The sequence below is a fragment of the Leisingera thetidis genome (assembly GCF_025857195.1).
GTDB classification, from domain to species: domain Bacteria; phylum Pseudomonadota; class Alphaproteobacteria; order Rhodobacterales; family Rhodobacteraceae; genus Leisingera; species Leisingera thetidis.
Window position 1 is genome coordinate 1,760,786 of the sequence record NZ_CP109787.1, and the last position, 17,996, is coordinate 1,778,781.

Here is a 17,996-nt window from a genome sequence, read left to right on the forward strand (position 1 = left end):
AAGGGAAACCCACGTGAGAGACCTTAAGATCCCGGAGCAGCGCCACCCCGAAAAGGCGCATCGTCCCGACAATGCTCAGCCCAAGAAGCCAAGCTGGATCCGGGTCAAGGCGCCGGGCGGCCAAGGCTATGCCGAGACGCATAAGATCATGCGCGACAACAACCTGACCACCGTCTGCGAAGAGGCCGGCTGCCCCAACGTCGGCGAATGCTGGAGCCAGGGCCACGCCACCATGATGATCATGGGCGAGATCTGCACCCGCGGCTGCACCTTCTGCAACATCGCCACCGGCCGCCCCGATGCGCTGGACGCGTTCGAGCCGGGCCGGGTCGCCCATGCGGTGCAGAAACTGGGCCTCAATCACGTGGTGATCACCTCCGTCGACCGCGACGATCTGGAAGATGGCGGCGCCGAGCATTTCGCCCAGACCATCCGCGCCGTGCGCCACCGCAGCCCGTCAACCACCATCGAAATCCTGACGCCCGATTTCATCAAATGCGATGACAGCGCGCTGGAACTGGTGGCCGAGGCCAAGCCGGATGTGTTCAACCACAACCTGGAAACCGTGCCCGGCCTGTACCCCGAGGTCCGCCCCGGCGCCCGCTACTTCCACTCCCTGCGCCTGTTGCAGCGGGTCAAGGAACTGGACCCGTCGATCTTCACCAAATCCGGCATCATGGTCGGCCTGGGCGAGGATGCGCAGGCGGTGAAACAGGTGATGGACGACATGCGCGCCGCAGACATCGACTTCCTCACTATCGGCCAGTACCTGCAGCCGACGCCCAAGCACCACGCGGTCGACCGGTTCGTGACGCCCGAGGAATTCAAGACCTACGAGAAAGCCGCCTATGGCAAGGGCTTCCTGATGGTCTCCGCCACGCCGCTGACCCGCTCCTCCTACCACGCGGGTGATGATTTTGCCCGCCTGCGCGAGGCGCGGAACAAGAAGCTGGGCCTGGCGTGACACCAGAGCGTCTGGCGCGGCTCACCCGGCTGCGCCACGCCCTGCACCAGATCCCCGAAGTGTCTGGCGCCGAGGAAAAGACCGCCGCCATGGTGGCAGGATACCTGCGCCAGCATGAACCCGATCAGCTGCTGACAGGCCTCGGCGGGCATGGGGTTGCCGCGGTCTTTGAGGGCAGGGCAGAAGGCCCCGCCGTGCTGATCCGCTGCGAGCTGGACGGGCTGCCGATCGAGGAACTCTCGGACCAGCCCTACCGCTCCACCCATGCGGGCCGCGGCCATCTCTGCGGCCATGACGGCCATATGGCCATGGTGGCGGCGCTGGCGGAGGATCTGGCCGCCACCCGCCCCGCACGGGGCCGCGCGGTGCTGCTGTTCCAGCCGGCCGAGGAAACCGGCAAGGGCGCGGCAGCGGTGATCGCTGATCCCGCCTTTTCCCGGATTGCCCCGGACTATGCCTTCTCGCTGCACAACCTGCCGGGGCTGCCGGTGGGGCAGGCGGCTTTGTGCGCGGGGGCTGCCAACTGCGCGTCGCGCGGAATGCGGATCCGGCTCACCGGCAAGACCTCCCACGCTGCGGCACCGCAGGACGGGGTGTCTCCCGCCGGTGCCATCTCCCAGCTGCTGCCGGGGCTGGTGGCGTTGGGCAGCGGCGGGGATTTGGGGCCGGAGTTTGCTCTGGTCACTTTGACCCATGCCCGGCTGGGCGAGGCCACCTTCGGCATCGCGCCCGGCCAGGCAGAGGTCTGGGCCACCCTGCGCACCGTCACCAACAGCCGCATGGAGCAGCTGATTGCTGCTGGCACGGCGCTGGCGGAGCAGGTCTGCGCAGCCGAGGGGCTGGGCGTCGCAATCGAATTCGACGACGTCTTTGACGCCTGCACCAACCACCCGGAAGCGGTGGAAGTACTGCGCGCAGCGGCAGCTGAGGCGGGCCATCCGATGCAGATGCGGGACCTGCCCCAACGCTGGTCCGAGGATTTCGGCCAGTTCGGCCAGGAGGCAAAGGCGGCGATGTTCTGGCTCGGCTCCGGCGCGGACCAGCCGCAGCTGCACAACCCGGATTACGATTTCCCGGACGCAGCGATCCCGGTCGGGGCCGGGATATTTCTGCATACGGTCAGAAACCTGCTGGGCTGACCGTCACTTGGTCAGCGCATCGACAACGGCCACTGCGCCGATGATCGCGAGGGTGCCCTTGACGACCTCAAAGATCTGGTTGTCCTTGCGCACATAGCGGTGGCCGTCGCGCGGCGGGTTCAGGCCCCAGCGGCCGTAGTCATCCACATAGACCCAGTCGTCACCGCGGATGCGGCCGTCGTAGCGGTCATGATCATGGTCATGGCTGTGGCTGTGTTTGGCGCCGTGGCGTTTCTTGACCTGGCCCGGGGCGTAATGGGCGGCACTGTTCTTGTGGCCCGGCGCCCATTTCGGCGGCCCGGCATGGGAGGCCGCGGGGGCAAGGGTGAGGCTCGCAGCCGCGGCTGCGGCCATCAGAATCTTTTGCATTGCGGATCTCCTGTGATCTCTGCGTTTGGATCTCAGATGAGCGAGCCAGGCAGAAAAGGCAAATCCGCTGCGCCGGAATGCGCCGGCGGCGGGCGGAAACCGGCGGACTGGCGCCGGTTCCCGGTTGCGCGCAGGTTTCTGTAATCTGTGGCTTTTTCGCACGAAACCGGCGGCCGGCTGTTTGGCCGGTGCTCAGGGGGTGTACGGGGGGGCACAGGAGGGGGTGTTCGCGGGGTGCCGCCCTGTTCGGACCGGATCAGCCTTCGTCGGTGAACCGCACTTTGCCGATATGCGGCAGGTTGCGGTTGCGCTGCGCATAGTCGATGCCGTAGCCCACGACAAACTCGTCCGGGATCTCGAAGCCGATCCAGTCTGAGCGGAAATCCACCTCGCGCCGGGACGGCTTGTCGAGCAGGGCGATGGACTTCAGCCGGGCAGGGTTGCGGCTTTGCAGCAGGTGGATAACGTGGTTCAGCGTGTGGCCGGTGTCGACGATATCTTCCACCACCAGCACGTCGCGCCCTTCAATGGCGCCGCGCAAGTCCTTGAGAATGCGCACTTCCCGGCTGCTCTCCATCGCATCGCCATAAGAGGACGCCTCGAGGAAATCGACCTCGATCGGCAGGTCCAGCTCACGCACCAGATCGGCGATGAACACGAAACTACCGCGCAGCAGGCCAACCACGACCAGCTTGTCGGTGCCCTCGAATTCACGCTGAATTTCCGCGCAAAGCTCCTCGATCCGTGCTGCAATCGCCTTGGCCGAGATCATCACATCAATGACATATGGACGCTGTGACATGGCTGCCCCCTTGAATTTCCCGCGCGTACATAGGACATGACGCCCGACAATTGTAGCAGAAAATCAGCAGGTCATGCCCACACACTCGGAAACCCGCCAGATGCCCTATACGGCGCAGCAGATGTACAATCTGGTGGCCGATGTCGCGCAATACCCCCAGTTCCTGCCCTGGTGCGCCGCCGCCCGCATCCGCAGCCGCGCAGTCCTGGGCGAAGCCGAGGTGATGGAGGCGGATCTGGTGATCTCCTTCAAGGTCTTCCGCGAGCGGTTCGGCAGCCGGGTAACTCTGTATCCTGGCGAAAAAAAGATCGACACCGAGTATCTGGACGGCCCGTTCCGCTACATGAAATCCCACTGGATCTTCGCGCCGCGGGAAGACGGCACCTGCGACGTGTCCTTCTTTGTCGATTTCGAATTCAAGAATGCGGTGCTGCAAAGCATTATCGGCGTGGTCTTCAACGAGGCGATGCAGCGCATCGTGCGCGCGTTCGAGCGCCGCGCGGCGGACCTGTACAGGTAAGGCCGGGCAGGCCGGCCCCCTCTTGACCCAAAGCCGGCTTCAAGCTGTATCACTGGCGGGGCTTGCGATTTTGCAATGGAAGGAACGGCTCGTGATGGATCAGGATTTCTGGCAGGCGCGGTGGCGCGATAACCGCATCGGCTTTCATGAAGCGGCGCCCAACTCCCTTTTGGCACAACATTTTACCCGGCTTGGTCTGCAGGCCGGGCAGTCGGTCTTTGTGCCGCTCTGCGGCAAGGCGCTGGATCTGGACTGGCTGGTTGGCAAGGGTTTGCGGGTGACAGGCGTCGAGTTCAACCAGGGAGCGGTGGAAGAGGTGTTTGCGCGCCAGGGGCTGGCACCGCAGGTGGCGAAGACGGGTGCCCTCACACGGTATCAGGCCGGAACGCTGACCCTGTACGCCGGGGACTTCTTTGCGCTGACAGAGGAGCATATTGCGCCGGTCGATGCAGTCTACGACAGGGCTGCGCTGGTTGCGGTCAAACCTGAAGATCGAAGGGCATATGCGGCGCATCTCAACCGGATTGCCGGTACTGCCAAACAGCTGCTGATCGGGTTCGACTATGACCAGTCGCTGATGCAGGGGCCGCCGTTTTCGGTGCCGGGGGAAACCGTTCAGGCGCTCTATCAGGACACCCATGCCATCACCCTGATCGAAGAACGCGCAGCCGATGGCCGGATCGGCGAGCGCTGCAATGCGCTGGAGCAGGCCTGGCTGCTGGCACCTAAGGGGTGAAACGAAAGCGGGTCCCCGAAGGGACCCGCGCGGTGCGCAACAGGCACCGTCTGCCGTGAGTGGTGGCATGCGTTATGGGGGGTCAGCTGTTCATGTCATATGCCCGCTCGCCATGAACCGACAGATCGAGGCCGTTGGTCTCGCTTTCAAGATCCACCCGCAGGGATGTGATCGCGGCCGCAACTTTCACCAGCACGATGGTCACCACCACGGTGAAGACGCCGACGATGACCAGGGCGCCCAGCTGCGCGGCCCAGGCGCCGGCGCCGAAGACGGCGATCATGATAGTGCCGAAGATGCCGCCGACGCCGTGAACTGCGAAAACATCCAGCGTGTCGTCGATCTGCATCCTGTTGCGGATCAGGTTGACCATCTCCTGGCACAGCACACCGGCGATGGCACCGATGATCAGCGCTTCCACCGGGCCGACAAATCCGGAGGCCGGAGTGATCGAGGCCAGCCCTGCAATGGTGCCGGTCACCAGGCCGACGAGGGAGGCCTTGCCGTATTTGATCTTTTCCCACAGCGCCCAGCTGAGCGAGGCGGTTGCGGCGGAGAGATGGGTCACGGTCAGCGCCATAGCAGCACCTCCGTCCGCCGCCAGCTGCGAGCCGCCGTTGAAGCCGAACCAGCCGACCCACAGCATCGCCGCACCAATCATCACATAGCCGGGATTGTGCGGCGGGATGCTGCGGTTTTTGCGCGGGCCGAGGAAGAAGGCGATGATCAGCGCGGCCAGGCCTGCGGTCTCATGCACCACGATGCCGCCGGCAAAGTCCCTGACCCCGGTGTCACCGAAGATGCCGCCATCAGCCAGAAAACCGCCGCCCCAGATCCAATGCACCACCGGCGCATAGCACAAGAGCATCCAGAGGCCGGAGAACACCAGGACAAAGCCAAAGCCCACCCGCTCCACATAGGCGCCGACGATCAGCGCGGGCGTGATGATGGCGAATGTCATCTGGAAGGCAAAGAACAGCACCTCGGGCAGGGTGCCGGAGAGGCTGTCCGCGGTCACGCCATTGAGGAACATCTTGTCCAATCCGCCCCACAGGCCGGACGTGCCGCTGCCGAAGGCGACGGTGTAGCCGAAAGCCAGCCACAGTACGCTCATCAAACAGGCAATGGCGTAGCAATGCATGAACACGCTGAGCACATTGCGGGCACGCACCAGCCCGCCGTAGAACAGCGCCAGTCCCGGCAGTGTCATGAAGAGGACCAGGGCCGTGGCCACAATGATCCATGCTGTATCCGCTCCGTTCATCCGTCTGTTCCTTCCCCTCTTAAAACGGTGGGTCAGGAAAAAGCGGAAAGCCTGCGCAGAAAAAAGCGGCAGAGGCGCGGAAGGCGCCCAAAAACGGGGCTTTTCTGCAAGTGCTGAAAAATTGAGCGCTGTGGCGGGTCAGCTGCCCGTTTCGCGTTCGATTCGGGAAATCGCCCCGGCCAGCAGTTCCAGCGCGTGGTCCCGGGTGGCGGCGCGGACCTTGTCCCGCCCGATGGCGCCGAAGTCCACCGTCTCGGTAAGGGGCTCCCGGCCGGTGCGCGCGAGGCCAAAGCAGACGCGGCCCTCGGGTTTGAACTCCGACCCGCCGGGGCCGGCGATGCCGGTGACGGAGACCGCCAGCGTGACGCCTGCGTTGTTCAGTGCGCCTGCGGCCATTTCCGCAGCCACCTCTTCACTGACGGCGCCCACAGCGTCCAGGGTTTCCGCACGCACGCCCAGCATCTGCATCTTGGCGGCGTTGGAATAGGTGACAAACCCCCGGTCCACCACGGCGGAGGAGCCGGGGATATCCGTCAGCGCGGCCGCGATCATGCCGCCGGTGCAGCTTTCGGCGGTGGCGATGGTGATGCTTGCGGCGGCGGCGCGGCGGATGATCTCTGCGGTGTCCATGATCAGAACCCCAGCACGCGGTGCGACAGGAAGGCAAGCAGGCCCACTCCGATGGCGGCCATGATCCCGGCGATCAGGTCATCCATCATCACACCGGTTGCGCCTTTCTGCCGGTCGGCCCAGCCCACCGGGCCGGGTTTCCAGACGTCGAACAGGCGGAACAGCACAAAGGCGGCGATCCAGCCCGGCCACAGGGCGGTGATGTCGATATCATGTGCCCAGGCGGGATAGGAGATCGCCCAAAGTGCTGTGAACTGGCCGGCAACCTCATCCATCACAAATTCGGAAGGATCCAGGTCCTCCTTGCCGCGGGTCATTACCTCGGCGGCCCAGACGCCGGCGCCGACTGAGATCAGCGTGGCCGCGGCCAGCAGCAGGAAGCCGCCGAGCTGGTGCAGCCCATAGGCCAAAGGCAGTGCTGCGAGCGATCCCCAGGTGCCGGGCGCCGGCCTGAGATAGCCGACGCCGCAGACGGTGCCGATCAGCGTCGCGATTCTCATGACTTCACCAGCGCGGCGGTGGCAATCGCGGCGATGCCCTCACCGCGTCCCGTAAAGCCGAGGCGTTCCGAGGTGGTGGCCTTGATCGACACCCGGTCAGCCCCGATGCCCAGGATTTCTGCCATCACGTCGCGCATCTTGGCGGCGTGCGGTCCGACCTTGGGATATTCGCAGACCAGGGTGCAGTCGATGTTGGACAGGGTGAAGCCCATCTGCCGCGCCAGGTCGGCGGCGTGGCGCAGGAAAATCTCGCTGGCGGCGCCTTTCCACTGCGGGTCGGACGGCGGGAAGTGCTGGCCGATGTCGCCCTGCGCCAGCGCGCCATAGATCGCGTCGGTCACCGCGTGCATGCCGACGTCGGCGTCGGAATGGCCTTGCAGGGATTTCTCATGCGGGATTTCGACACCGCAGAGGATCACGCTGCTGCCGGGGCCGAAGCGGTGCACGTCGTAGCCATTGCCAAGCCTGATATCCATTTCTGCTCCCAGAATGCGTTCGGCCCGGGCGAAATCCTCAGGCCGGGTGATTTTGATGTTGTCCGGCTCGCCCGGAATGATGGCGACGTCAAGCCCTGCGGCGCGCGCAACCTCCACGTCGTCGGCTGCGCCGCCCGGATGGGCAAGATGTGCGGCGAGGATGTCCTGATAGCGGAACCCCTGCGGGGTCTGCGCAGCATAGAGCCCGCTGCGGTCCCGGGTGCCGGTCACGGTGCCCTCGGCGCCAGTCCACAGAGCGTCGGTCACGGCAAGTGCCGGGGCTGCCGCAGCCGTTTCATCCAAGGCATCAAGAATGCTGTTGATCAGAGCGGGGCTGACACAGGGGCGGGCGGCGTCGTGGATCAGCACCTTGTCGACGCCTTGCTGTTCCAGCGCCTGCAGCCCGTTCAGGACCGAAGCTGCACGCTCGCTGCCGCCCTTGGCCAGACTCAGGCCGGGCGTTCCGGAGAATTCCTCCCACGCGGTTTCATCATCAGGGGAGAGAACCAGCACAGTGAGGTCCACGCCAGCCTTTGCAAAGGCTTCCAGCGTCCAGTCGATCACCCGGCGGCCCTTGAGCGGGCGCCACTGCTTGGGCATGCCGCCGCCTGCGCGGGTGCCGCGGCCGGCGGCGACGATCAGGGCGGCTGTGGTCATGAAAGCCTCATTGCAAATCCGGGTTTTGTTTATGAGGTGGCGCGGCGATAGGCAATCACCTGGGGGAATATGCTTAAAAGATAGGCAAATGGCGGCTGGCTGTGCCTTGCAGAGGGCAGTTTCATTGCTGCATAGCAGGGACTTCGGATAAAAACGCTTCAGTTGCACAAGGATTAGGCAGTTGTCTTTCACGCTTGGAACCACCTCCATGTCCCCGCCGATCGCCCTGGCGCCGATGGCCGGAATCACCGACCGTCCGTTCCGGGATCTGGTCCGCTCCTTTGGGGCCGGGCTGATGGTGAGCGAAATGGTGGCAAGCCAGGAGATGGTGCAGGCGAAACCCGGCGTGCGGGAGCGCGCCGAGCTGAGCGCCGATGTTGAGAACACCGCGGTGCAGCTGGCCGGGCGCGAGGAATACTGGATTGCAGAGGCCGCCAGGCAGGTTGCCGGGCAGGGCGCGCGGATCATCGATATCAACATGGGCTGCCCCGCCAAGAAGGTGACAAACGGCTATTCCGGCTCGGCGCTTTTGAAAACGCCGGATCATGCGCTGAAGCTGATCGAGGCGGTGGTGGGCGCAGTGGATGTGCCGGTCACGCTGAAAACCCGGCTGGGCTGGGACGAAAACTGCCTGAATGCCCCGGATGTGGCCCGCCGCGCGGCGGAGGCCGGGGTGCAGATGGTGACGATCCACGGCCGCACGCGCTGCCAGTTCTACAAGGGCTCGGCGGATTGGGCTGCCATCCGGGGGGTGAAAGACGCTGTGAATGTGCCGCTGCTGGCCAATGGCGACATTGTGGACACCGCCTCTGCCCGCAAGGCGCTGGAGTTGTCCGGTGCGGACGGCGTGATGATCGGGCGCGGGGCTGAAGGCAAGCCCTGGCTGCTGGCCGAGGTGGCGCACCATCTGTGGGGCACGCCGGCTCCGGATGTGCCGGAGGGTGATGCGCTGATCGCAATGGTTTCAGAGCATTACAAGGCGATGCTCGACTTTTACGGGCCGGAGCTGGGGGTGCGTGTCGCGCGCAAGCATCTGGGCTGGTACATGGATGAGGCCGGCACCGGTCCTGCCATGCGCCGGGCGGTGCTGACCGAAAAGACGCCGCAGCAGGTGCTGGCGCTGCTGCCGGAGGCATTGAGCATGCAAAGTCCGGAGGCCGCCGCATGATGGACAGTTCTGCCCTCTGGGCCTCCCTGCCGGTGCCGGCCTTCCTGATCGATGCCGGGGACAATATCGCCGATGTGAACGCGGCCGGAGAGGGGTTCCTCAACACTTCCCGCAAGGCGCTGCTGGGGCAGCCGGTCTGGGACACGCTGGCAATCGATGCACCGATCGAGGAGGCCTTTGCCCGCGCCCGGGTGCAGGGCACGCCGCTGTTTGTGAATGATATCGATGTGGGCTCCGGCAGCCGGGCGCCCTTGCAGTGCGGGGTGCAGATTGCCTCGCTGCAGGGGCAGGAAGGGGTGATGCTGCTGATGGTCACCCCGCGGGAGCTGGCCGGGCGAATGACGCAGACCCATTCCGCCAAATCCGCCGCCGCCTCAGCCATTGGCATGGCGGAGATGCTGGCGCATGAGATCAAGAACCCGCTGGCAGGGATCACCGGCGCGGCGCAGCTTCTCAGTATGAACCTGACGGCGGACGACCTGGAGCTGACCGATCTGATCGTCAGCGAAAGCCGCCGCATCGTGAAGCTTCTGGAGCAGGTGGAGCAGTTCGGCAATCTGACGGAACCGTCCTTCCAGCCGGTGAACCTGCATGACGTGCTGGACCGGGCGCGCCGTTCCGCGCTGCTGGGGTTCGGCGCCCATATGACCATCACTGAAGAATACGATCCCTCGCTTCCGCTGGCCTGGGGCGATGCGGACCAGCTGCTGCAGGTGGTGCTGAACCTGTTGAGGAACGCCTCAGAAGCGGCTGATCGGAAAGGCGGAAACATCCACATCCGCACCTTTTATGAACATTCCTTCCGGCTGCGCCGCAGCGACGGCACCGGCAAGCTGCTGCCCTTGCAGATCGAGATCTGCGATGACGGGCCGGGGCTGCCGGAGACCATCAGGGATGACATTTTCGACCCGTTCGTGTCGGGCCGGGAGAATGGCACCGGGCTGGGCCTTGCATTGGTGAGCAAGATCCTCTCGGAGCATAATGGCTGGATCTCGGTAAGCTCGGTTCCCGGGCGCACTGTGTTCCGGCTGTCGCTGTCGCGCGTGCCGCGCGACGGAAAACCGCAGGAGAGCTGATCCATGGACGGCACCGTTCTGGTCGCTGACGACGACCGCACCATCCGCACCGTACTGACCCAGGCGCTGACCCGCGCCGGCTGCAAGGTGCATGCGACCTCTTCGCTGACCACGCTGATGCGCTGGGTGGCTGAGGGCAAGGGCGATGTCATCATCTCGGATGTGATGATGCCGGATGGCAACGGGCTGGAGATGCTGCCCAAGATCCAGGCCGACCGGCCCGGGCTGCCGGTGATCGTGATCTCGGCGCAGAACACCATCATGACGGCGATCAAGGCGGAAGAGGCCGAGGCGTATGATTACCTGCCGAAACCCTTTGACCTGCCGGAACTGATGAAGCGCACCGCCAAGGCGCTGGCGGCAAAGCGGGTGGCCCCTTCTGCGCCTCGAACGGATGCGCCGGAGCACCCGGAGGAGCTGCCGCTGATCGGCCGCAGCGAGGTGATGCAGACGCTGTACCGGCTGATCGCCCGGGTGATGAACACCGATCTGCCGCTGCTGATTACCGGCGAAAGCGGGACCGGAAAGTCGTTGATTGCCCGGGCTATACATGACTTTTCAGACCGGCGGACGTTACCTTTTGTGCAGGCGGACGCTGCGGCATTGATCGAGCTGGAAGGCCCGTCACGGCTGCTGGCGCAAGCAAAAGGGGGCACGCTGGTTATTGATGAGCTGGCCGATCTTCCGGAAGAGGCGCAGGCACGGCTGGTGCGGATGATGGATGCGCCGGGTGATCATGCGCCCCGTTTCATCGCCTCCAGTCAGAAAGACCTTGCCGTGGTCATGGAGGCCGGGGACCTGCGCCAGGATCTGTACTACCGGATCTGCGGCTCGGCGCTGCATGTGCCTGCGTTGCGGGAAAGGGTGGAGGATATTCTGCTTCTGGCGGAGCACTTCCTGATCCGGGCCGAGAATGACGGCGCACCGCACCGCGTGCTGAGCGAGGGCGCGCGCGAGGTGCTGCGCCATTTCGGCTGGCCTGGAAATGTCCGGCAGCTGGAGAACACCGTGCGGCGGCTGGCGCTGACCGCGCGCAGCGAAGACATCAGCCAGGCTGATGCCGCTTCCGTGCTGGGGCCGCAGTCCGGACCGGAACCGGCCGTGGCGGGGCTTGCCAGCGAGAAGCTTTCGGAAGCGGTCGCCCGCCACCTTCAGCGCTACTTCGACCTGCATGGCGACCTGCTGCCGCCGCCGGGGCTGTACATGCGGCTGCTGCGCGAGGTGGAGACGCCCTTGATCGAAATCGCCCTGGCGGCGACCGGCGGCAACCAGGCAAAATGCGCCGAACTTCTGGGGATAAACCGGAATACCCTGCGTAAGAAGATTACGGATCTGGATATTGAGGTGACACGCCGCCGCAAACTGATGTAATATCGCCACAGAAATGTGGCTTGGCTATGAATTTCCTAGGCTGGGCCACGAGATATGGCGGTGACTCGCAAAGAGTCGCACATCAGAATGAGGGCAGTCAGTGGCGCATAAGTCACATCTGAGGGCGGCATACGGGCCATTTGCAGCCTTTGACCGGTGGCGGAGGACCCGCCGCGCCCGCAATATCGGGACAATCGGGCTGGTGCTGCTGGGGCCGGTACTGGCGCTGGCTACTTTCCTCATTATCGGACCGTTCGGGCAGGGCGCATCCTCCAGACCGCTGCGGCTGATTCTGCTGGCGGATCTGGTTTATATCCTGACCATCGCGGCGCTGGTGATGACCCAGATCGTGCGGCTGTTTATGGCACGCCGCTCGAAATCCGCCGGATCCCGCCTGCATTTGCGGCTGATCGGGGCGTTCGGGTTTCTGGCGCTGATCCCGACCGTCATCGTTGCGGTGTTTGCGGTGCTGACGGTGAATGTGGGACTTGAGGGCTGGTTCTCGCAGCGCGTGCGGCAAGTGATCGGCAGCTCGCTGGCGGCGGCCGAGGCTTATCAGGCGCAGCAGAAAAACGATCTGACCGAAGACGCGCATGCGCTGGCGCGATACCTGGACAACAGCCGAGCCCGCAGTTTCTTTATCAACGACGCCGAGCTGCGTCTGGTTCTGGCGCAAGGCCAGCTGCAGATTCAAAGGGGTCTGCGCGAAGCCTATATCGTCGACAGCGCCGGGCTGATCCGGGCGCGCGGGGAACGTTCATACGAGTTCGATTTCGAGAAGCCGAACGACCGCCAGATCGGAGTTGCCCGCTCCGATGGATTCCTGCTGATCGAGGATTGGGACAACAGCGAATTCCGTGCCCTGGTGCAGCTGGAGGCTTTTGTCGACCGGTTCCTGTACATCAGCCGGGACGTGGACGGCGAGCTGCTGAACCTGCTCGATGACACCCAGGAAACCGCGCATCTCTACCAGCAGCTGGAAAGCGAGCGCGGCCGGGTTCTGTTTGAATTTGCGCTGCTTTACATCGGTTTTGCGGTGATCCTGATCCTGGCGGCGATGTGGCTGGGCATGTGGTTCGCCGAACGGCTGTCGCGGCCCGTCGGACGGCTGACGGTAGCGGCGCAGCGGGTTGGTTCCGGCAATCTGGACGTGCAGGTGCCGATTGATGATGGCGGCGACGAAATTTCCCAATTGGGCCAGTATTTCAACCAGATGACCCGGGAGCTTAAGGCGCAGCACGGGCGGTTGCTGGACAACACCCGGCAGATCGAACGCCGCCGCCGCCTGTTCGACTCTGTGCTGTCTTCGGTGACATCCGGGGTTGTGGGGCTGGACGCGGACGGGCGGGTGACATTCGTCAACCGTTCGGCTGAGCGGCTGCTGGACTGGCAGGAGGATCAGCAGTCGCTGGCGCTGGCGGTGGCAGTACCGGAGTTCGGGCCGCTGTTTGCCGAGCTGATCGAAACCGGTGCCGAGGTGGTGCAGGAGGAGATCAAGGTGACCCGCCAGGGCCAGCTGGAAAACCTGCTGGTGCGGATGTCTCCGCGCCGCTCCGGGGAGGGCGGGCTGGAAGGCTATGTGGTGGCCTTTGACGATGTGACCGATCTGGTCAGTGCCCAGCGGCTGGCGGCCTGGGGCGATGTGGCCCGGCGGATTGCCCATGAGATCAAGAACCCGCTGACCCCGATCCAGCTGAGTGCGGAGCGGATCAAGCGCAAGTTCGCCCCCAAGCTGGGCGAGGAGAACAGCGATCAGCTGCAATCGATGACCGATGTGATCGTGCGCCAGACCAATGATCTGCGCAGGATTGTCGATGAATTCTCGAAATTCGCCCGCATGCCGGAACCGGAGAGGCGCGAAGAAGATCTGGCCAAACTGGTGCGGGACGCAGTGATCCTGCAGCAGCAGGGCCAGCCCGGTGTCCGGATCAGGGCGGAGCTGCCGCAGGCAGCGATGCCGTCGGATCTGGACGCCACCATGATTGGCCAGGCGCTGACCAATCTGATCAAGAACGCAGGCGAAGCCATTGAAAGCCTGCAGCAAAAGAAAAACCCGCAAGGCCTGGTGCCGGAAATCCGTGTGGCGGCGGCAAAAGCGGGACACTTCTATGAAGTCCGCATCGCCGACAATGGCATCGGCCTGCCGGAAGACCGGGCACGGCTGTTCGAGCCTTATGTGACCACGCGCGATGCGGGCACCGGGCTGGGGCTGCCGATCGTCAAGAAAATCATCGAAGAGCATGGGGGCACGCTGACGCTGGAAGATGCCCCGGTGTTCGAGGGACACGCGCATTACGGCGCGATGGCGGTGATCCGCCTGCCCGCCGCAAACCGGGCGGCGGCGCCAAACAAGAGCACAGTGAAAGCAGGTCTGACATGAGTGACATTCTGATTGTAGATGACGAGCGCGATATCCGCGAGCTGGTCTCGGACATTCTGGAGGACGAAGGCTATGCCACCCGCAAGGCCGGCAGTTCCGATGAATGCATGGCCCGGCTGGAGGAATCGCAGCCGGCGCTGATGATCCTGGATATCTGGCTGAAGGACAGCCAGATGGACGGAATCGACATCCTGAAGACGGTCAAGCGCGACACGCCGGATATTCCGGTGGTGATCATCTCGGGCCATGGCAACATCGAAATTGCCGTGGCGGCGATCAAGCAGGGCGCCTATGACTTCATCGAGAAGCCCTTCAACATCGACCAGCTGATGGTGGTGATCCGCCGCGCCATGGAAACCTCGCGCCTGCGCCGGGAAAACTCGGATCTGAAGCGCAAGGACACGGGTGCGGCGGAAATGATCGGCACCTCCGCGGCTTTCCGGACATTGACCAGCCAGCTGGACAAGGTGACCAAATCCAACGGCCGGGTGATGCTGACCGGTCCCGCAGGCAGCGGCAAGGAGATTGCGGCCCGCTACATCCACGCCAATTCGAACCGGGCCTCGGCGCCGTTCATTACCGTGAACTGCGCCAGCATCGAGCCTGACCGGATGGAAGAGGTGCTGTTCGGCCGCGAAACCTCCGAGCGCGGGGTGGAACCCGGCTTGCTGGAGCAGGCGCACGGCGGGGTGGTGTTCTTTGACGAGGTCGCCGATATGCCGCTGGGCACCCAGTCCAAGATCCTGCGGGTGCTGGTGGACCAGCAGTTCCAGCGGGTCGGGGGATCGGACAAGATCCGGGTGGACCTGCGGGTGGTCTCCTCGACCAACAAGGATCTGGACGCCGAGATTGAGTCCGGCACATTCCGCGAGGAGCTGTATCACCGCCTGAACGTGGTTCCGGTTGCGGTGCCGTCGCTGGCGGACCGGCGCGAGGATATTCCGCTGCTGGCGGGCCATTTCATCGCCCAGTTCAACGAGGCCCAGGGCCTGCCGCTGCGCGAGCTGACGGATGAAGCGGTGGCGCTGATGCAAACCATGCTGTGGCCGGGCAACGTGCGCCAGCTGAAAAACCTGGTGGAACGGGTGCTGATCCTCGGTGACGGCAGCGGCCCGATCGAGGCCAGGGACCTGCCGCGCGAGGAGGACAAGCCGCAGGAGGAGGGCCGGGTGGTGCTGTCCGGCGCGCTGGCAACGCTGCCTCTGCGCGAGGCGCGCGAGGCATTCGAGCGGGAATACCTGCTGACCCAGATCAACCGTTTTGGCGGCAATATCAGCCGTACGGCGTCTTTTGTCGGCATGGAGCGCTCGGCACTGCACCGCAAGCTGAAGTCGCTGGGGGTTGTGACCTCGAACAAGGCAGGAGCCCGGGTGGCGCATGTGGAAACCGAGGAAGAGCAGGCCTGATCATTCAGTCCCTGCGCCCGTCCGGGTGCAGGGACTGCAGAGCCCGGGGATCAGAACAGGTCCTGCCGGATCGGGTTCAGCGCAAAATGAACCTGCGCGGCCAGTTGCAGTTGGCTGATGGCGTCTTCCGGGACGATTGCAGGCAACCCTGCCTCCCGGGCCCAATTGGCCAGCTGTTTGCGGGACTCGGGGCCGAACTGGCCGTCAATGGCAATCCCCGATCCAAGCTGGCGCAGGACGTATTGGGTGCCGGCAGAAACGTCCGTTTCAGCCATGCCGGACAGCAGATCCCGTGCGGCGGCGCGTGCGTCGGGATCATTCAGCGCCATCGCCTTGCCTGCCCTGGCGGCAGCGGCATGAACCGGGATGCGGTCTGAAAGCTGGTTCAGCGCGACCCAGGCGCCATTGGCACCGCCCCAGGCGTCGCCGCGCGATAGCCCCATATCATACCATTCCAGCGCTTCGGCAGCGTCACTGCCGGGCAGATCTCCATTCATGATCATCCGACCGATCTCGCCCGGAGCATGGGGGTGGCCCAGCTGGGCGGCTTCGGCGAACAGCGCGCGGGCTTTTTCCTTGTCCACGGGCTGGCCCGCTCCGCCATCACGGTAGACATAGCCCAGGTTGGCGGTGCCGTAGATATCGCCGCGTCCGGCAGAGGCTTCGAGATAGGACAGCCCGCGTTCCGGCTGCGCCAGCTCATCGCCGCTCCACAGGAAGAACACGCCCAGTTCGTTCATCGAATAGGTATGCCCAAGCTCCACCGCCCGGCTGAGCAGGTCAAAACCGCGCTGTTTTTCCTCGGCGGTGCTGCTTTTGCGCAAAAGCCGTTTGCCGCGGGCGTGCATCGAGAAGGGGTCGCCTGCCTCGATCCCCTTGTCCCAGAGGGCAAAGGCCTTTCCCGGGTCGTAGGGGATGGGCACGGTCTCGCGATCGACATTCGGGGTGATATGCAGATAGGCCACGGCATTATAGGCGCGGGTATGGTTCAGTTCCGCAGCTTTCCCAAAGGCTTCGTAGGCTTCGATCAGGCGGCCCTGGCCCTGCAGAGCCCGGCCCAGCTGGTAGTGCAGCCGGCCGATATCCGGCGCGGTCTGCACCGCCTCGCGGCAGGCGGCCTCAGCCGCTTTGAGATTGATCTCATTGGGATAACGGTAAAGGCCGACCCCTTGCGGATCCAGCAGATCTCCGGCTTCCAGATCGCATTGACGGGCAATCATTTCGAGGTTCACTGTGACATTCCGCACGGTCCCGGCCTGCGCCAGGCGCAGCACCATGCGGTCCTTGCGCACCTGGCCGCCGTCTTTGCGGGCCGGCAGTTCCGCCAGCTTGGGCGCGTAGCTGAGGCTGAGTGCGCTGCCGTCACCCGATTGCAGCGAGGTGACACCTGCCGCGGGCGTTTCGACAATCGTCACCGTCGTGCCTGCGCGGACATAGGGGCTGATCTCCGGCGCCAGTTCCAGCGAGCGGCCTAGCGGCACCTTGACCGACAGCTCGGCAGGCAGTTGATCCAGGCTGACCAGGGTGGTTTCCGTCTCTGCCTTGGCAACGTTCAGGGACCGCTCTGCCGGACGCAGGTAGATCTTTTGCATCAGCGTCGAGCTTTCCCAGGGCACCTGGGTGTTGCCGGTCGCGCTGTAGACGTCGCCGCGGATGGCAGCGAGAACGGTCATCGCGTCCTCGTCGGGCCGGTCCGGAAAATGCCGCACAACCGAGGCGGTGTAGGGGCTGTTGCTGCCCGGCTCGCCATCCAGAGCAGTGGCGCCGGGCGAGGTGGAGAAGGCGACCAGCGTGTTGAGGGGCGGGCGGAACACGTCGAACCCTTCGCGCGCCTCATAAAGCTGGGCACCGACTTCGGCATTGAGCCTGGCGTCGGGCACCGGGTTGTCGCGGCAGGAATCCAGCATCAGGATCTGGCTGCCCGCCTTGCCGCCAAGAATGGCCGACACCCGGTCAAGGGTGACTGACTGGAACGGCAGGTCGTGAATGCCCGACAGTTCCGCGTCGCTGGTCAGCAGGTAGTTGCGCCGCCCCAGCTGGATGCCGTGGCCGGCGTAATAGAAGAACACCTGGCTGCCGTCGCGGATATTGAGGGCAGCCTGTCGCAGCAGCGCCTCAAACCCGCGCTTGTCCAGGTCATAGCCTTCATAAACCGTATAGCCGAAGGACTTGAGCATCGCCGCCATTGCCTCGGCATCCTGGCGGGTGTTGGTCAGGTCGGTGACATGGTCGTAATCCTGGATGCCGATCACGATGGCGGTTTCCGGGGCAGTGCCCCGTTCACTGGTTTCATAGGCCGCAAGTGCGGCGTTTGCAGGAAGCAGGGCTGCACTGGCCAGAAGTGCTGCCGCAAGCGAGGTGCAGGAAGATTGCAGGGGTTTCATTTGATTGCCTGGGCTTAACCCCAGCCTCCGCCGCCACCGGACCCGCCGCCGCCGCCAGATCCACCGCCGCCACCGCCAGATCCACCGCCGCCGCCGCCGGATCCACCGCCGCCGCCCTGGCTGGCAGGCTCAGGCGCTTCTTCCGCCGGAATGA

16 protein-coding genes are annotated in these 17,996 nt (G+C 64.5%); 9 read left to right on the top strand and 7 right to left on the bottom strand.

The annotated features are described in order from the left end of the window. Nucleotides 1–13: 13 nt before the first annotated feature. Nucleotides 14–964, top strand: a complete 951-nt coding sequence (gene lipA, locus OKQ63_RS08415) for a lipoyl synthase (RefSeq protein WP_264213481.1) — start codon at nt 14–16, stop codon at nt 962–964. Beyond that, nucleotides 961–2,103, top strand: coding sequence for an amidohydrolase (locus tag OKQ63_RS08420; protein WP_264213482.1), 1,143 nt, complete (start codon nt 961–963; stop codon nt 2,101–2,103). Before lipA ends, OKQ63_RS08420 begins: the two co-directional genes overlap by 4 nt. Nucleotides 2,104–2,106: 3 nt before the next feature. Here OKQ63_RS08420 and OKQ63_RS08425 read toward each other — a convergent pair whose 3' ends face one another. Beyond that, entirely contained in the window at nt 2,107–2,472 is a 366-nt protein-coding gene (locus OKQ63_RS08425; protein WP_264213483.1) for a hypothetical protein, read from the bottom strand. A gap of 256 nt (nt 2,473–2,728) precedes the next feature. Further along, nucleotides 2,729–3,274, bottom strand: a complete 546-nt coding sequence (hpt, locus tag OKQ63_RS08430; protein ID WP_264213484.1) for a hypoxanthine phosphoribosyltransferase — start codon at nt 3,272–3,274, stop codon at nt 2,729–2,731. 73 nt (nt 3,275–3,347) lie between these two features. Here hpt and OKQ63_RS08435 point away from each other — a divergent pair, with 73 nt between their 5' ends. Together OKQ63_RS08435 and tmpT are read left to right on the top strand one after the other, a co-directional pair. Further along, nucleotides 3,348–3,794, top strand: coding sequence for a type II toxin-antitoxin system RatA family toxin (locus OKQ63_RS08435; protein WP_264213485.1), 447 nt, complete (start codon nt 3,348–3,350; stop codon nt 3,792–3,794). 94 nt (nt 3,795–3,888) lie between these two features. Then, entirely contained in the window at nt 3,889–4,530 is a 642-nt protein-coding gene (gene tmpT / locus OKQ63_RS08440) for a thiopurine S-methyltransferase (RefSeq protein ID WP_264213486.1), read from the top strand. Between the two features lie 82 nt (nt 4,531–4,612). Here tmpT and OKQ63_RS08445 read toward each other — a convergent pair whose 3' ends face one another. The 4 genes from OKQ63_RS08445 to OKQ63_RS08460 all read right to left on the bottom strand — a co-directional run bounded on the left by OKQ63_RS08445 (nt 4,613) and on the right by OKQ63_RS08460 (nt 8,057). Continuing rightward, the gene (locus OKQ63_RS08445) at nt 4,613–5,794 is read right to left on the bottom strand and encodes an ammonium transporter (RefSeq protein ID WP_264213487.1); all 1,182 of its coding nucleotides are present in this window, start codon (nt 5,792–5,794) and stop codon (nt 4,613–4,615) included. Nucleotides 5,795–5,932: 138 nt separating this feature from the next. Next, nucleotides 5,933–6,424, bottom strand: a complete 492-nt coding sequence (locus tag OKQ63_RS08450; RefSeq protein WP_264213488.1) for a CinA family protein — start codon at nt 6,422–6,424, stop codon at nt 5,933–5,935. A gap of 2 nt (nt 6,425–6,426) precedes the next feature. Next, nucleotides 6,427–6,924: a phosphatidylglycerophosphatase A family protein gene (locus tag OKQ63_RS08455; RefSeq protein WP_264213489.1), complete on the bottom strand. Its 498-nt coding sequence runs from the start codon at nt 6,922–6,924 to the stop codon at nt 6,427–6,429. Then, nucleotides 6,921–8,057, bottom strand: coding sequence for a bifunctional 2-C-methyl-D-erythritol 4-phosphate cytidylyltransferase/2-C-methyl-D-erythritol 2,4-cyclodiphosphate synthase (locus OKQ63_RS08460; RefSeq protein ID WP_264213490.1), 1,137 nt, complete (start codon nt 8,055–8,057; stop codon nt 6,921–6,923). The genes OKQ63_RS08455 and OKQ63_RS08460 overlap by 4 nt, the downstream gene beginning before the upstream one ends. Nucleotides 8,058–8,238: 181 nt before the next feature. On the opposite strand from OKQ63_RS08460, the gene dusB reads away from it, so the two are divergent. The 5 genes from dusB (at nt 8,239) to ntrX (ending at nt 15,458) form a co-directional block, all read left to right on the top strand. Further along, nucleotides 8,239–9,225: a tRNA dihydrouridine synthase DusB gene (dusB, locus tag OKQ63_RS08465; RefSeq protein ID WP_264213491.1), complete on the top strand. Its 987-nt coding sequence runs from the start codon at nt 8,239–8,241 to the stop codon at nt 9,223–9,225. After that, on the top strand, nt 9,222–10,301 hold the full coding sequence (locus OKQ63_RS08470) for a two-component system sensor histidine kinase NtrB (protein ID WP_264213492.1): 1,080 nt from the start codon (nt 9,222–9,224) through the stop codon (nt 10,299–10,301). Before dusB ends, OKQ63_RS08470 begins: the two co-directional genes overlap by 4 nt. Nucleotides 10,302–10,304: 3 nt before the next feature. After that, nucleotides 10,305–11,672: a response regulator gene (locus tag OKQ63_RS08475; protein WP_264213493.1), complete on the top strand. Its 1,368-nt coding sequence runs from the start codon at nt 10,305–10,307 to the stop codon at nt 11,670–11,672. Between the two features lie 100 nt (nt 11,673–11,772). Next, entirely contained in the window at nt 11,773–14,052 is a 2,280-nt protein-coding gene (locus tag OKQ63_RS08480) for a sensor histidine kinase (RefSeq protein WP_264213494.1), read from the top strand. Beyond that, nucleotides 14,049–15,458: a nitrogen assimilation response regulator NtrX gene (gene ntrX / locus OKQ63_RS08485; protein WP_264213495.1), complete on the top strand. Its 1,410-nt coding sequence runs from the start codon at nt 14,049–14,051 to the stop codon at nt 15,456–15,458. The genes OKQ63_RS08480 and ntrX overlap by 4 nt, the downstream gene beginning before the upstream one ends. A 50-nt stretch (nt 15,459–15,508) precedes the next feature. Here the strand turns inward: ntrX and OKQ63_RS08490 are convergent, their stop codons facing one another. Beyond that, nucleotides 15,509–17,842: a caspase family protein gene (locus OKQ63_RS08490; protein ID WP_264213496.1), complete on the bottom strand. Its 2,334-nt coding sequence runs from the start codon at nt 17,840–17,842 to the stop codon at nt 15,509–15,511. Between the last annotated feature and the right edge of the window lie 154 nt (nt 17,843–17,996).